This is a genomic window from Streptomyces sp. NPDC000941 (assembly GCF_053599555.1).
The window spans coordinates 1-14,363 of record NZ_JBSFMM010000123.1 but is presented as its reverse complement, the minus strand read 5'-3'; the positions used below and the strand labels follow the sequence as shown (position 1 = coordinate 14,363).

Sequence of the window (14,363 nt, the reverse complement as noted above, 5' to 3'; positions counted from 1 at the left end):
CCGCGATTGTGTACGACGGGGCCCGGCCGCGTGCCGTGACCCGGTCAGTTCTCGCGCTGGTCGATGAGCACGGCCAGACCGTCGAGGATGCGCTGGAGGCCGAACTCCCAGGCCTGGTCCTGTCCGCCGGACTGCTCCGCCGAGGCGAGGGCGGCGGCCAGGGCGGGGAAGCGCTCTCCCTGATCCCGCATCAGGTCGGCGAGGATGCCGCCCAGCTCTGCCTCGGGTGTGCCCGCCGGGCCCGCCGCGCGGGCCTGTTGGGTGATGCCGCGTACATGGCCGACCAGCAGGACGACCGCGTCCATGCGCTCGGCGCCGCTGAGCCCCGTACCGTCCAGCGCGGAGACGGCGCGCTCCATCCAGCCCAGCGCGGGCCCCATGACCCGCGGTCCGATCGTGGCGTCGAGCGTCCATGGGTGCGGGAGGAAGGCGGAGAGCAGACAGCGGGCCCAATCCTCCAACTGTCCTCGCCAGCCAGAGGGTTGTGCCTCCACCGCCGACGTCGGGTACGGGCCGATCGCGGCCTCGACCATCAGGGCGATCAGCTCGGCTTTGCCCGGGACGTAGCGGTACAGCGCCATTTTGGTGACGCCCAGTTGCGCGGCGACCCGCTGCATGGAGACACCGGTCAGCCCTTCGGCGTCGGCGATCTCGATACCGGCCCGTGCGATGCGGTCCAGGTCCAGGGTCGGCCGGGGGCCGCGCGACGGCTTGGTGTGGGGGCCCCACAGCAGCCGCACCGTCTCGGCGTGGTTGTCGGCCATGTCCGTCGCCCCTCTTGCCTCGATGTCTTGGCTACTTGATGTCTTGCGCTTCTTGGCGTCTTGCCGCGCCCAATAACTGCGTCTATGGTACACAGTAATTAATCGTGTCCATCGGACACAGTTCTCAGGGGTGGAGAAACCATGAACCGCAACGTCCTCATCTCCGGCGCGAGCATCGCCGGTCCGGCGCTGGCCTATTGGCTGGGGCGCCACGGCTTCAACCCGACGGTCGTCGAGCTGGCCCCGGCCCTGCGCGGCGGCGGCCGGGCCGTCGACTTCCGGGGCGATACGCACCTGACCGTGCTGGAGCGCATGGGCCTGTTGCCCGAGCTGCGCGGGATGCGGACCGGCGGCAGCCCGATGAGCTTCGTCGACGAAAGCGGCCGGACGCTGCTGCACCTGCCCGCGGAGTTCGCCGGTGGCGCCATCGAGGTGCTACGCGGCGACCTGGCCCAACTGCTCTACGAGCGCAGCCTGGACCACACCGAGTACCTCTTCGGCGACTCGATCACCGGCCTCACCGAGACCCCCTCCGGCGTGCGGGCCGACTTCCGGCACGCGGCCTCGCGCGAGTTCGACCTGGTGATCGGCGCGGACGGGCTGCACTCCAATGTCCGACGCCTCGCCTTCGGCCCCGAGGAGGACTACGTGAGCCACCTCGGCCACTACGCCGCCACCTGGGAGCTCGCCAATGAACTGGGCTGGGAGAAGGGCTCGGTCGGCTACAACGTGCCGGGGCGGCTCGCCTCCGTCGGGGCCGACCACCGGGACCCGGCGCGGGCCGGGGCGTTCTTCGTCTTCGCCGCGCCCGAGCTGTCGTACGACCGTCACGATCCCGAGCAGCAGAAGCGTCTGATCGCCGACGCCTTCTCCCGCCTCGGCTGGGAGGTGCCCCGTCTGCTGGATTCGCTGCACCGGGCCCCCGAGCTGTACTTCGACTCGATCAGCCGGGCGGATGTGGACAGCTGGTCCAGGGGCCGGGTGTGCCTGGTGGGCGACGCGGCGTGCGGGGCCACCATCGGGGGGATGGGCACGGGCACCGCCGTGGTGGCCGCCTATGTGCTGGCGGGCGAGCTCGCGCGGGCCGGAGGCGACCATCGAGCGGCCTTCATGCGCTACGAGGGCAGGCTCCGGCAGTACGCCAAGGGCTGTCAGACCGGCGGCGACCGCACCGGGAAGTTCCTCGCGCCCGGCACCGCGACCGGCCTGCGTTTCCGCAACGGCCTGCTGTCCAGGCCCTTCTTCCTGAACTGGATGCTCAGGCTGGGGGAGAAGGTCAGCAGCGATGTGGCCCTGCCCGACTACGCCGCTGAGCAGCCGCGTCTGCGGACGGGGGCTGGTCGCTGAGCGTCTTGCCTACGCACTACGCCGACGGTCATGCCGCCGGGTCACGCCGCCACGGAACCGCGCGGCCTGCGCTGAACAGCGGCGCCGACCGCCGCGATGACAACGGCGCCCGAGAGCACGAGCCCGGCATAACCTAGCCGCTGGGTCCGCCGCGCGTTGCACTGGCCGCGGTAGCGGGAGAACCCGTCCTCCGCGCGCTCCGCGCGCGGAGAGACCACGGAACCGCACTTCAGGGAGATGTCTTCCGTTATCCCGCTCTGGCGTTCGACGGTCTCATGGAAGTCGGCCGGAGTCAGCAGCATGATCACCGCGATGATGACCGGCACCAGGGTCAGCCCCGGCCACAGCAGATGTTCTTTTCCCGTGCGCTCCTTGCGCGCCAACTCCGCTGCCTGATCCGGCGGCAAGTGATGCTCACTCGCAAAGGACACGCTGAAACCGAAGCCTTCCGTCAGGGCTGACATGGCCATTGTAGGGGCCCACCGGGTACCCGATAGGCCCCTTCCAACGTCTCGCCGACCGCCGACCGTCTCAGATACCCGCCGCCGCAGCGAGATCCGCCTTGATCGCCGACAGGACCTGCTCCGCCGTCGCACGCGCCGACGCGAGCGCTTCCGCTCCGGGGACGTCGACCACCACCTCCAGGTAGCACTTGATCTTGGGCTCGGTGCCGCTGGGGCGGACGATCACCCGGGCCGACTGGACCGTGCTCCCCGGGCTGCTGCCGATGCGGCCGGAGAGGCGGTAGCGCAGCCCGTCCGTCGGGGGCAGCGTCGCCGTACCGCGCGACAGGTCCTCGCTTGAGGACACGGCGAGGCCCGCGAGCTCGGTGGGCGGCTGTTCGCGCAGCCGCTTCATGGCCTGACCGATCAGGGACAGGTCCTCGACGCGTACGGACAGCTGGTCGGTGGCGTGCAGCCCGTGCTCGATCGCGATGTCGTCGAGCAGATCGGTGAGCGTACGGCCCTGCTCCTTGAGCTCGGCCGTCAGCTCGGCGACGAGCAGGGCGGCCGTGATGCCGTCCTTGTCGCGTACGCCGCCGGGGTCGACGCAGTAGCCCAGCGCCTCCTCGTAGGCGTAGCGCAGCCCGTCGACCCGGGCCAGCCACTTGAAGCCGGTCAGCGTCTCGGCGTACGGGAGTTCCGCGGCGCCCGCGATCCGGGACAGGAGGGAGGAGGAGACGATCGAGGTCGCGAACGTGCCGCGGGCGCTCTTGTGGATGAGGTGCGTCGCGAGAAGCGCGCCCACTTCGTCACCCCTGAGCATGCGCCAGGCGGTCGCGGCGGGAGTGGCGTCGGGGGCGGTGGGGTCGGGAGCCGGTACGGCCACTGCGCAGCGGTCGGCGTCAGGGTCGTTCGCGATGATGATGTCCGCGCCCCCGGGGCCGAGTCGGCGGGCGGTCGCGAACGCCAGGTCCATCGCGCCCGGCTCCTCCGGGTTGGGGAACGCGACGGTCGGGAACGCCGGATCCGGCTCGGCCTGCTCGGCGACCACCGTGGGGGCCGGGAAGCCCGCGCGGGCGAAGGCCGCGATGACCGTCTCGCCGCCGACGCCGTGCATGGGGGTGTAGACGACGCGTACGTCCCGGGGCGAGGAGTGGGAGAGGACGGCGTCCGTACGGACGAGATAGGCGTCCAGGACGTCGTCGCCAAGGGTCTCCCAGCCGGAGTCCGGGCGGGGCACGTCGGCGAGGCCGCCGATCGCGGCGATCTCGGCGGCGATGTCGAGGTCGGCGGGCGGGACGATCTGGGAGCCGTCGCCGAGGTAGACCTTGTAGCCGTTGTCGCGGGGCGGGTTGTGGCTGGCGGTGACCTCCACCCCGGCGACCGCGCCGAGGTGGCGGATGGCGAAGGCGAGGACGGGGGTGGGGAGCGGACGCGGCAGCAGAGCGGCCCGGAAGCCCGCGCCGGTCATGACGGCGGCGGTGTCGCGGGCGAAGTCGGCGCTCTTGTAGCGGGCGTCGTAGCCGATGACGACGAGGCCGGGCCGCTCGCCTGGGGCGGTGTGCTCGGTGGAGCCCGCCTGCTTGGTGAGGTACGCCGCGAGACCGGCGGCGGCGCGGATGACCACGGCGCGGTTCATCCGCATGGGCCCGGCGCCCAGCTCGCCCCGGAGACCGGCGGTGCCGAACTGCAGAGTGCCGGAGAACCGCTCGGCGAGCTGATCGAGCGCCTGGGGCTCGCCCGCCTCTGCCGCCTCCAGCAGCACGGTCAACTCGTCACGGGTCTCGGGGTCGGGGTCCTCGGCCATCCAGGCGCTGGACTCGGAGATGAGTTCGGACTCTGGGGTGGGCGCCATGGACGGCCTCCTGGGGTGGCTCTGGGGGGTGGCTGGGTTGGGCGTGTGCGTGAGGGTTCGGGGCGGGTCGGGCGGGGCCGGGCAGCGCTGTCGCGAACCCGCGCCCGCCGCCTCGGCGCCGCCGGAGGTGAATGGCCGCCGAGGGTGGCTGACCAGTGAGTACCCCGAGACGCAGACGTGACGCCCACGGCCCGCCTGTGCCGGGCTGGGCCACCCGCCGGCCGATAGGCGCGGCGAGCCGGGGTCAGCGGCTCGGCGTCGGCGAGTCGGGGCCGGCGGGGCGGAGTCGGCCGGGCAGAGTCGGTCGGGCGGGTTACCACGGCCGGGGTCTCCGGCTCGGGTGCGCAGGCCCGGGTTGGCGGCTCGGGCTGGTGCGTCCGGGGCGGCGGGGTCAGCCGGTGGGTCCGGCCGGCACGTCCAGGGCACCGACCCGGGCCAGCGGGCCCCGGCCAGCGGGCCCCGGCCAGCGGGTCCAGGCGCCGGTGGGGCCAGGCGCCGGTGGGGCCAGGCCAGCGGGTCCAGGTGCTGGTGGGTCCAGGCCAGCGGGTCCAGGTGCTGGTGGGTCCCGACCGGTGGGTCCGGCCGGGGGCCCAAGGCTCGTAACTCGGGCCCGTGGCCCAAGGCCCGCAACCCGGGGCCGTGGCTCGCGTCGGCGGCTCGGGCCGCAGGGCCGGGGTTACCGGCCCGGGGCGGCGCGTCCGGGGCACTGGCTCCGGTCCTGTGGGACCGGGCGAGTGCGTACGACGGGTTCACCGGCTCGGGCCGTGGCCCGGGGCGTCGGCGGGCGGGTCCCGGCGGGCGGGGCCCGGCGACAGGCGCAGGCGGAGTCAGACGCGGTCGAGGACCTGCGCCAGGAGGCTCCCCATCCGCGCGGCGGAGTCGCGGCCGGCCTGAAGGACCTCCTCGTGGTTGAGGGGTTCGCCCGTCATGCCCGCCGCGAGGTTGGTGACCAGGGAGATGCCGAGGACCTCGGCGCCCGCCTCGCGGGCGGCGATCGCCTCCAGGGCGGTGGACATGCCGACGAGGTCCGCCCCGAGGGTGCGGGTCATGGTGATCTCGGCGGGCGTCTCGTAGTGCGGGCCGGGGAACTGCGCGTAGACGCCCTCCTCCAGGCTGGGGTCGATCTGCCGGCAGAGCGCGCGCAGCCGGGGCGAGTAGAGGTCGGTGAGGTCGACGAAGTGCGCACCGGCGATCGGCGAGGCGGCCGTGAGGTTGATGTGGTCGCTGATCAGCACCGGCTGGCCGGGGCGCATGCCCTCGCGCAGGCCGCCGCAGCCATTGGTGAGGACTACGGTCTTGCAGCCGGCGGCGACGGCGGTCCGTACGCCGTGCGCGACGGCGGCGACACCGAGGCCCTCGTAGTAGTGCGTGCGGCCGAGGAAGACCAGCGCTCGCTTGTCGTTGATCTTGTACGAGCGGATCTTGCCCGCATGGCCCTCGACGGCGGGCGGCGGGAAGGAGGGCAGATCGGTGACGGGGAACTCGTGTTCCGGGGTGCCGAGCGCGTCGGTGGCGGGTACCCAGCCGGAGCCGAGGACCAGGGCTACGTCGTGGGTCTCAGCGCCGGTGAGTTCGCGCAGGCGGGCGGCCGCGGCGTCGGCGGCGGCGTGGGGGTCCCCCTGATGGGTAACTGATGCGTTCACGCGCATGAGACTAGCCGGTGATTGCCTACGCGCGTAGAAGTATCGACAGGGGTGTTCGATTCGTTGCCAAGGCGCGATCGAACTGCGCGGAAGAGGCGCGCCGGGGAAGCGACGAGAAACGGCGGGGAAGCGGCGGGGAAGCGGCGGGGAGACGGCGAGGAGGCAGTGAGGGGGCGGCGAGGAAGCGGCGAAGACGCGACCGGGCCGCGGTCTCAACAGGGGCGCTTGCGCAGTTCCATGACGTAGTCGTGCGGGGCCCCCGCGGACTCCGCGGCGTCCGCGATCTCGCCGAGGTAGCGCGCGGACGGCAGACCGCCCTCGTAGCCGTTCAGTACATACAGCCAGGCCGCCTCGTCGCCGTCCAGAGTGTGGACGCGGACCCGCATCCGGCGGTAGATGTCCAGGCCGACGCCCTCCCAGCGGTCCATGGACTCCTCGTCCATGGGGGCGATGTCGTACAGGGCGACGAAGACCTGGGAGCGCGGTGCCTCGACGATGGTGGGGAGGGCGCCCTCCCATCCCATCTGTTCGCCGCCGAAGGTCAGGCGCCAGCCGTTGATCCACCCCGTACCGCGCAGCGGGGAGTGCGGTGCGCGGCGGGTCATCAGCCGCGCGTCGAGGTTGCCGGCGTACGCGGCGTAGAGCGACATGGCTCAGAGGGTACGGGAGTGGGGGACGAAGGTTTCGGGGGCGCCGTGAACCGTCCTTGAAGACTGGGCGGGAGTGAGTCTTGGTGCCAGGACTCATGCTCAGCCGAACGCCCCGAACGGTGTTGGGCGTTCTGGTCGACCGCTTTCTCGCCGCATCCGGCGCGCACGGATTGTGTCCGTGGTCCGGGGATGCGGGGGCGGCCCGCGGCCGGAGGCCGCTGATGGGCAGAGCCTCGCGTCCCGGGGTGCCCGGTCGGGCCTGGACGGTCCGATGCCCGCATCCATCGCTCTGGTGGGTGCGGGGCGGTGCCGTCCGTCACCGGATCGGGTACCCCAGGGCGCGCCTGCCGATCGCCACGGCGGCAGCATCGTGGCGAGTGGTCTTCCTGGTCTTGCTGGTGAGGGGCTTCTGCCAGTGCTGGGCGCCCCACTTGCTGGTGTAGGCCGGGTCGACGGCGACGATGGGGATGCCGAGTTCGGCCGCCATCGACACCAGCCGGGCCCGCAGCTTGCCGACGGGCATGCCGGAGATGAGGTTGCGGAAGCGTTTGCGGCGGCCATGCTTTTCGCGGGTGGCCTCCGCTTGGAAGTCGAGATCCTCGATCGCGACCGTGAGACCGTGGCGCTTGGCCCAGTGCAGCAGGCGGATCAGGGCGTGGCGGACCTGCGCGTCGCGGTGGTCGGCGGTGCCGGCCAGGTCGTATTCGAACCGGAGTGGTTCGCCGGTGGGGTTGCCGTGCTGGTCCAGGCGCCAAGCGGCGAGGTGGTCGGCGTTCGTGTCCACGCCGATGAGACCGTGCGCGCGGGCCGCTTCCAGCGGCACGGTCTGGACCGGTGGCCTCGTCCAGGATTCCAGGATGCGGTCAGATACCAGCGTCTGCGGGCGGTGTCCTCGTGGATGCGGTAGGCGACGGCCCGGTGGGCGGTGACGCGGTCGGCCCACTGCTCGCCCCGGTGGGCGAACGCCACGCGGGCGGCGAGCACGTACCGGTCGTGCGGGGCGTTCGCCAGGTGCTTCAGTGGTGCCGGGAGCTTGATCGAGACCTCGCCGCCGGGTGTGACGCGGATGGTTTCGTTGCCAAACCGGTTGCCGGACTCGCCGTCGGCTCGCAGGAACCGGCGCCCAGCCTCCCACCGCTTGCGCCACTCTTCCTCGGCGAACTGTGCTTCCGGCAGGTGATGGCGGGTGTTCAGCAGCCGTTTGCCGCCACGCGCCACATGCACCCGCCCGGCCTCACGGTCGGCCCGCACCGCCTGTAGCCGGTCTTCGAGCACGCGCAGGCGGCGGGACTTGGCGGACCACTCCTGCCGTGTGCGGTAGCCGCCCGGCGCCTGCTTGGTGCCCCTCTCGCCCACGGGCACATTCAGCCGGTGGGTGATCGTCGCGATCCCGGTTTCCAGGCTCTGGATGTGCGCGAGCCGGCCGCGCCGGGCGAGGGCCCACTGGTCGTGGGTGGCTTTCGTGATGCTGCCCGCCCAGCGCGAGGAGGATTCCCCGGTCAGGACACGCTTGCGCCGCGCCCACTGCTTGCTGTCGTGCTTCCACCCGGCCGCGCACCGGGCCTTCAGATCACGGGAGGCGAGCGAGCCAAGGTGATCACCGACCAGACGCAGCACCTTCTCGGCCCCGGCGGTCAGGCGCCCCAGCCGGGTACGGATCGCGACCCCGCACGGGCCGGGCACCACGAACGGTGCCGCCACCTCCCGCAGTCCCCCCACCCCGTTCACCCCCGGCCCGGTGTCGCAGAAATCCGTCACCACACCCAACGACCACCACTGGCAAAGGTCACACATTCGATGCAAGCACCTCTGTTCCCCGCCTGGGGAAGTGTGCGTGCCACCACTCGGAGACTCACTCATATGTGTCAGAACACGATCAAGTGTCATCGGTCGTGACCCGTTCACTCCCCCCGGAGGAGTGATGTCGAACGAGTGCGGGACAATGGAGCATGTGACTCGGATCGTGATCATTGGTGGCGGACCCGGCGGCTATGAGGCGGCGCTGGTCGCTGCCCAGCTCGGCGCGGAGGTGACCGTCGTCGACTGCGACGGTCTGGGCGGGGCGTCGGTGCTCACCGACTGCGTGCCGTCGAAGACTTTGATCGCCACCGCTGAGGTGATGACGAACTTCGACTCCTCTTATGAGGAGCTGGGGATCATCGTCGCCGATGACACCCCGCCGCTTGAGCAGGCGGCCCGGGTCGTAGGCGTCGACCTGGGCAAGGTCAACCGACGGGTGAAGCGCCTGGCGCTGGCCCAGTCGCATGACATCACCGCTTCGGTCACCCGCGCGGGCGGGCGCGTGATGCGCGGGCGCGGGCGGCTGGAGCCGGGGCAGTCGCCCGACGGGTCGCGAAAGGTGATCGTCCGGGCCGCGGACGGGACCGAGCAGACACTGGTCGCGGACGCCGTGCTGGTGGCGACCGGGGCACACCCGAGGGAGATCCCGGACGCGCAGCCGGACGGCGAGCGCATCCTGAACTGGACGCAGGTGTACGACCTGGACGAGCTCCCGGAAGAGCTCATCGTGGTCGGCTCCGGTGTCACGGGCGCCGAGTTCGCCGGCGCGTACCAGGCGCTGGGCTCGAAGGTCACCCTCGTCTCCAGCCGGGACCGGGTGCTGCCGGGCGAGGACCCGGACGCGGCGGCGGTACTGGAGGACGTCTTCCGTCGGCGCGGGATGAACGTGATGGCGCGCTCGCGGGCGCAGGCCGCCAAGCGGGTCGGGGACCGGGTGGAGGTGACCCTCGCCGACGGGCGGGTGATCACGGGCACCCACTGTCTGATGGCCGTCGGCTCGATTCCGAACACGGAGGAGATGGGCCTGGAGGAGGCCGGGGTCCGGCTCAAGGATTCCGGCCACATCTGGACCGACAAGGTCTCGCGGACCAGCGCGCCCGGCGTGTACGCGGCGGGGGACGTCACCGGGGTGCTGGCGCTGGCGTCGGTGGCGGCCATGCAGGGCCGGATCGCGATGTACCACTTCCTCGGCGACGCGGTCGCGCCGCTGAACCTCAAGACCGTCTCGGCGAACGTCTTCACGGACCCGGAGATCGCCACGGTCGGCTACTCGCAGGCCGATGTGGACGGCGGGAAGATCGACGCCCGGGTGGTGAAGCTGCCGCTGCTGCGCAACCCGCGCGCGAAGATGCAGGGCATCCGGGACGGCTTTGTGAAGATCTTCTGCCGTCCGGGCACCGGCATCGTCGTCGGCGGTGTGGTGGTCGCGCCGCGCGCCAGCGAGCTGATCCATCCGATTTCGCTCGCGGTCGACAACAACCTGACGGTGGAGCAGATCGCCAGCGCCTTCACGGTGTACCCGTCGCTGTCCGGCTCGATCGCCGAGGTGGCGCGGCAGCTGCACACGCGGAAGACGCAGGCGGAGGCGTAGGAAGAGGGCCGGGAGCGGCGCGCGAGGAACGTATTCCGCTCCCATACCATCTCGCGGGGTCGTAGACGAACAACATCTGTTAATTGGTGCAAGCTGCTGAAACCAGACGGTCGTTGGCGTTACTGTCAGTTTCGTGTTCGCTGCAGAACGTCGCCAATTGATCCTTGAAATGGTGCGTGCGAACGGAGCGGTATCGCTCCGCGAGCTCGCCCGCGTCGTCCAGACCTCCGAAGTGACCGTACGGCGGGATGTGCGGGCGCTGGAGGCAGAAGGACTGCTCGACCGCCGGCACGGCGGTGCGGTGCTGCCGGGCGGATTCACCAGGGAGTCCGGCTTCCCGCAGAAATCCCATCTAGCGACCGCGGAGAAGACGGCCATCGCCGATCTCGCGGCCGGTCTCGTCGACGAGGGCGAGGCCGTCGTGGTCGGCGCCGGGACCACCACGCAGGAGCTGGCCCGCCGGCTCGCGCGCGTCCCTGGCCTGACCGTGGTCACCAACTCCCTGCTGGTCGCACAGGCATTGGCCCATGCCAACAGGGTGGAGGTCGTCATGACCGGCGGCACCCTGCGCGGCTCCAACTACGCGCTGGTCGGCAGCGGTGCCGAGCAGTCCCTTCAGGGGCTGCGGGTCAGCCGTGCCTTTCTGTCCGGCAGCGGGCTGACCGCCGAGCGCGGCCTGTCCACGTCCAACATGCTGTCGGCCAGCGTCGACCGGGCGCTGGTGCAGTCGGCGGCGGAGGTGGTGGTCCTCGCGGACCACACCAAGTTGGGCACCGACACCATGTTCCAGACGGTGCCGACGGATGTGATCACCCGTCTGGTCACGGACGAACCGCCGCCGCACGACGACCGCGCCCTGACCGAACTGCAGGCCCTCGCCGACCAGGGCGTGCAGATCGCGGTGGCCGGGCCGGGCGCGGGTTCGGGCCAGGCGGGCGGTGAGGGCGGCCCGGCGGCACCGGGCCGCCAGCAGCCCCGGCTCGGCGGCCCGCCCCCCGCGCGCGGCGCGGAGGAGGGGCTGCCGCTCCCCGGACCGCGCCGCAACCACCCGCACCCACCGGGGCCCGGGCCCGGCGCCACGCTGCGCGGCGCGATGCCGCTGGCGGAGCAGCCGGGGCCGGGAGGCCGGGTCGCGGACCTGGCGCCACGGCGGCGCTGAGGGGCTGGAGGCCAGGGGCGCTGAGGGGGCTGAAGCACCGATAGTGGTTGAAACCCTGGCGGGGGCTGAAGCACTGGCGGGGCTGAAGCACCGGCGGGGGTTGAAATCCTGGCGGGGTTGAAGCACCGGCGGGGGTTGAAACCCTGGCGGGGCTGAAATCCTGCCGGGGTTGAAATCCTGGCGGGGTTGAAGCACCGGCGGGGGTTGAAACCCTGGCGGGGCTGAAATCCTGCCGGGGTTGAAATCCTGGCGGGGGCTGATGCCCTGGCCGGCTCAGCGCGGCTTCAGGCCGGTGAAGGTCAGGGCCAGCAGCCGGTCGGCCAACTCCGGGTCGTCCGGCGACTGTTCCACGGCCAGCGAGATGGCGTTGGTCAGCTGCATCAGATCGTCTATGCCGACGTCGGACCGTACGTTCCCGGACTGCTGCGCGCGGGCGAGCAGCGCGCTGCCCGCCTCGCGCATCGGCAGACCGCATCCCTGGGACAGCGATGAGCTCTCGTCCCCGGAGGCCGCCATCAGGGCGTGTGAGAGCCCGCGGTAGGTGCTCGCGTAATCGATGATCTCGCGCAGCCAGTCGACCAGCGCCCGGCACGGCTGTGGCGCCTTCGCCAGCTCGCGGGCGCGCGCCAGCAGCGCGCAGACCTCTTTCTGGAAGACGGCGCCCATGAGCGCGGTGCGGTTGGGGAAGTGCCGGTAGAGAGTGCCGATCCCCACGCCCGCGCGGCGCGCGATGTCCTCGAGCGACGCGTCGGTGCCATGCTCGACAAACGCCGTCCTCGCCTCGGTCAGCAGCCGCTCGTAATTGCGGCGCGCGTCGGCGCGCATGGCGCGCGGTGGGGTGTGCGCCGTGGCTGTCTCGGTCGCCATCGCGGTCCTCCCTGCGCCGCTGGTCGTACGGGGTCGGTCGTACGAGGTTGGCCTCGTACGGGTCGGCCAGCTGTACGGACTGGCCGTACGGGGCCGTGGGTCAAGCATGCCATTACGAGCCGGGTGGGGGCGGCGTCGGCGGCGGGACCGGGAGCCGGACCAGCGGCGGCTGGGGATCGGCGCGGTACGGGTCGAGAGCGGCCGCGCGCTCATGGTAGGGGAGCCGGGAAAGCCGGGAGACCAGCCTCCACATGGTGCGCTCGGCGGCCAGCTCGGTCGGCAGCGCCAGGCCCAGCGACTCGGCCAGCGGCTTCCGGCCAACGTTGACCAGCGCTCGTACGGCGGCGGCCCACTCGTCGGTGGCCGTTACGGCGGACCGGTACCAGAGCGGGATCAGCGCGATCAGGACGGCCGCGGTGGTCAGCAGCGCGGTGCGGTCGGCGTCCGCGGAGCCCAAGGCGGCCAGGGCGGCCGCGGCCACTGCGGCGTGCCCGTAGAGCAGCGCTATGAAGAAGTCGACGCTGGCGCGGGCCAGTTCCTCTTGGCGGGCGGACCTGCTCGGGTGCCATGCCGGTCAGTTCGCCCCAGAGCACCTGGGTGTCGAGGCGGAAGCGGTCATAGCCGTACTCCTCCAGGCGGCGGATCGCGTTGCCGAGACGGGTGGGGGCGATCTGGTCGCCGTCGATCGGGTATCGGCTCAACCGCTCCTGGAGCAGTGCGCGTTGGGCCGCCGTGCGCAGCCGGTCCCGGCGGGCGGCTCGGGCGATACGCGGGTTGGCGCGCAGGTCGGCCAGTTGCCGGGCCGCCTCGGGTGGCAACGCGCCCGCGCGCTCGCGCTCCTCCAGCCGCAGCAGGGTGAGGCGGTCGTGGAGCTCCTGCTTGGTCTGCCGGTGGCCGCGGCAGCGCGTGTCGTAGGCGGTGGCCGGCCAGAGGACGTAGCCCTCCAGCAGGCGGTAGAGCAGGGTCTGCACGGCGGAGAGGACCAGCCCGAGGAGGAGGGACACGGTCAGCAGAAGGACGGCGGTGTTGACCTTCGACGAAGGCCACAGCCGCTGCGCCAGATCGATGTGGTGGAGGCTGGGAGCGACGGTGAAGAAGAAGACGGAGAGGTTGAGGGCGGTGGGCAGGATCCAGCCGACGAGCAGCGTCCAGGCGCCGCCGAGCACGCCCTTGGCGATGTCACCCACGGGGGAGGGCCTCTCGTGGGTGGGTGTCGGGCAGGCGGGTCACGCGTCGTCGTCCGTCTCGTCGTCCCAGTCGTCGTCACCGAACGGAGGGCCGGGGGGCCGGGCGGCGAGGCTTTCCTCGAACGTGATGTTTCCGTGGACATTGCCCGCTTGGATGATGGAACCGGGTGCGTTGAACTCGATGTGGACCTCGTTGCTTCCGGCGACCGTGCCGTATCGGCTCAGCCACTCCTGGAAGGCGTGGGCGAACTCCTGGTCCTCGCGGCTGCGTTCCTCGATCTGTACGACGAGCCGGTGCGGAGCCACCACAAGGTCTCCCTCGGTGGCGTCCCGCCGCAGCACCAGCGCGATCAGCGCGTCCCAGGCTCGCCGCGCCGCCGCGTCCCCGGTCCGCGCGGCCGCCTGGATCCGCGTGATGAGTGCTTCCTGATCCCCCTGTGCCATGGGCTCCCCCTGCTCGGCCGAGTCCACATCCTGCCGGGCGGGTGGCTCTGTCCGCCACTGGACGTACCTGGGCCCCGGTCGAGGGGATCGACCGGGGCCCAGGTTTTGACTGTACGACGGGGTGTCAGTCCTTGATTTCGCAGATGACGGCGCCGGAGGTGATGGAGGCGCCGACCTCGGCGGCGAGGCCCTTGATGGTGCCGGCCCGGTGGGCGTTCAGCGGCTGTTCCATCTTCATGGCTTCCAGGACCACGACCAGGTCACCCTCGGCGACCTGGTCGCCCTCGGCCACGGCGACCTTCACGATGGTGCCCTGCATCGGCGAGGCCAGCGTGTCACCGGACGCGGCCGAACCCGACTTCTTCACGGCCTTGCGCTTGGGCTTCTTCGACCCGGCCCCGCCGCCCGCCGTGGCGGTGGCCACGCCGAGCGAGGCGGGGAGGGAAACCTCCAGCCGCTTGCCGCCGACCTCGACGACCACCGTCTCCCGGGCGACGGGCTCGTCGGTTTCGTCGGTGCCCGTGGGGGTGTAGGGGGTGATGGTGTTGGTGAATTCGGTTTCGATCCAGCGGGTGTGGATGGTGAAGGGGTCGCTGGTGAAGGCGGGGTCGGT

At 71.7% G+C, this 14,363-nt stretch carries 12 protein-coding genes and 1 pseudogene; 3 read left to right on the top strand and 10 right to left on the bottom strand.

From position 1 onward, the window contains the following. Positions 1–44: 44 nt before the first annotated feature. On the bottom strand, positions 45–764 hold the full coding sequence (locus ACWDSL_RS32375; RefSeq protein WP_450491525.1) for a TetR/AcrR family transcriptional regulator: 720 nt from the start codon (positions 762–764) through the stop codon (positions 45–47). Between the two features lie 141 nt (positions 765–905). Between ACWDSL_RS32375 and ACWDSL_RS32370 the strand changes: the two genes are divergently transcribed. Then, entirely contained in the window at positions 906–2,111 is a 1,206-nt protein-coding gene (locus ACWDSL_RS32370; protein ID WP_450491524.1) for an FAD-dependent monooxygenase, read from the top strand. Between the two features lie 41 nt (positions 2,112–2,152). Here ACWDSL_RS32370 and ACWDSL_RS32365 read toward each other — a convergent pair whose 3' ends face one another. From ACWDSL_RS32365 to ACWDSL_RS32345, 5 genes and pseudogenes are all read right to left on the bottom strand, one after another. Then, a complete protein-coding gene (locus ACWDSL_RS32365) occupies positions 2,153–2,575 on the bottom strand; it encodes a hypothetical protein (RefSeq protein ID WP_450491523.1) in 423 nt (140 codons plus the stop codon). 67 nt (positions 2,576–2,642) lie between these two features. Continuing rightward, positions 2,643–4,409: a phospho-sugar mutase gene (locus ACWDSL_RS32360; protein ID WP_450491522.1), complete on the bottom strand. Its 1,767-nt coding sequence runs from the start codon at positions 4,407–4,409 to the stop codon at positions 2,643–2,645. Between the two features lie 827 nt (positions 4,410–5,236). Continuing rightward, positions 5,237–6,058 (bottom strand): purine-nucleoside phosphorylase, encoded by an 822-nt coding sequence (locus tag ACWDSL_RS32355; protein WP_385623430.1) that lies wholly within the window; start codon positions 6,056–6,058, stop codon positions 5,237–5,239. Positions 6,059–6,264: 206 nt separating this feature from the next. Next, on the bottom strand, positions 6,265–6,702 hold the full coding sequence (locus tag ACWDSL_RS32350; protein WP_089513235.1) for a gamma-glutamylcyclotransferase: 438 nt from the start codon (positions 6,700–6,702) through the stop codon (positions 6,265–6,267). Between the two features lie 103 nt (positions 6,703–6,805). Beyond that, positions 6,806–8,421, bottom strand: a pseudogene (locus tag ACWDSL_RS32345) (IS200/IS605 family accessory protein TnpB-related protein); the annotation flags it as partial. 223 nt (positions 8,422–8,644) lie between these two features. Here ACWDSL_RS32345 and ACWDSL_RS32340 point away from each other — a divergent pair. Both ACWDSL_RS32340 and ACWDSL_RS32335 read left to right on the top strand, forming a co-directional pair. Continuing rightward, positions 8,645–10,093: an NAD(P)H-quinone dehydrogenase gene (locus ACWDSL_RS32340; protein WP_450491521.1), complete on the top strand. Its 1,449-nt coding sequence runs from the start codon at positions 8,645–8,647 to the stop codon at positions 10,091–10,093. Positions 10,094–10,262: 169 nt separating this feature from the next. Continuing rightward, entirely contained in the window at positions 10,263–11,252 is a 990-nt protein-coding gene (locus ACWDSL_RS32335; protein WP_450491520.1) for a DeoR/GlpR family DNA-binding transcription regulator, read from the top strand. Positions 11,253–11,525: 273 nt separating this feature from the next. Here ACWDSL_RS32335 and ACWDSL_RS32330 read toward each other — a convergent pair whose 3' ends face one another. The 4 genes from ACWDSL_RS32330 to ACWDSL_RS32315 form a co-directional block, all read right to left on the bottom strand. Then, positions 11,526–12,119 (bottom strand): TetR/AcrR family transcriptional regulator, encoded by a 594-nt coding sequence (locus tag ACWDSL_RS32330; RefSeq protein ID WP_385623422.1) that lies wholly within the window; start codon positions 12,117–12,119, stop codon positions 11,526–11,528. A gap of 209 nt (positions 12,120–12,328) precedes the next feature. Beyond that, positions 12,329–13,306, bottom strand: coding sequence for a hypothetical protein (locus ACWDSL_RS32325; protein WP_450491519.1), 978 nt, complete (start codon positions 13,304–13,306; stop codon positions 12,329–12,331). A 39-nt stretch (positions 13,307–13,345) separates the two neighbouring features. Next, positions 13,346–13,750 carry a hypothetical protein gene (locus ACWDSL_RS32320; protein WP_450491518.1) on the bottom strand — a complete coding sequence of 135 codons (405 nt, stop codon included), beginning with the start codon at positions 13,748–13,750 and terminating at the stop codon, positions 13,346–13,348. A 124-nt stretch (positions 13,751–13,874) separates the two neighbouring features. Then, a partial coding sequence (locus ACWDSL_RS32315) for an acetyl-CoA carboxylase biotin carboxyl carrier protein subunit (protein WP_450491517.1) occupies positions 13,875–14,363 on the bottom strand: 489 nt, incomplete at its 5' end.

Bases quoted from the DNA above. Each gene is read 5' to 3' on its own strand.
- ACWDSL_RS32375 (WP_450491525.1), bottom strand. From the start codon at position 764: ATGGCCGACAACCACGCCGAGACGGTGCGGCTGCTGTGGGGCCCCCAC.
- ACWDSL_RS32370 (WP_450491524.1), top strand. From the start codon at position 906: ATGAACCGCAACGTCCTCATCTCCGGCGCGAGCATCGCCGGTCCGGCG.
- ACWDSL_RS32365 (WP_450491523.1), bottom strand. From the start codon at position 2,575: ATGTCAGCCCTGACGGAAGGCTTCGGTTTCAGCGTGTCCTTTGCGAGT.
- ACWDSL_RS32360 (WP_450491522.1), bottom strand. From the start codon at position 4,409: ATGGCGCCCACCCCAGAGTCCGAACTCATCTCCGAGTCCAGCGCCTGG.
- ACWDSL_RS32355 (WP_385623430.1), bottom strand. From the start codon at position 6,058: ATGCGCGTGAACGCATCAGTTACCCATCAGGGGGACCCCCACGCCGCC.
- ACWDSL_RS32350 (WP_089513235.1), bottom strand. From the start codon at position 6,702: ATGTCGCTCTACGCCGCGTACGCCGGCAACCTCGACGCGCGGCTGATG.
- ACWDSL_RS32340 (WP_450491521.1), top strand. From the start codon at position 8,645: ATGGAGCATGTGACTCGGATCGTGATCATTGGTGGCGGACCCGGCGGC.
- ACWDSL_RS32335 (WP_450491520.1), top strand. From the start codon at position 10,263: ATGGTGCGTGCGAACGGAGCGGTATCGCTCCGCGAGCTCGCCCGCGTC.
- ACWDSL_RS32330 (WP_385623422.1), bottom strand. From the start codon at position 12,119: ATGGCGACCGAGACAGCCACGGCGCACACCCCACCGCGCGCCATGCGC.
- ACWDSL_RS32320 (WP_450491518.1), bottom strand. From the start codon at position 13,750: ATGGCACAGGGGGATCAGGAAGCACTCATCACGCGGATCCAGGCGGCC.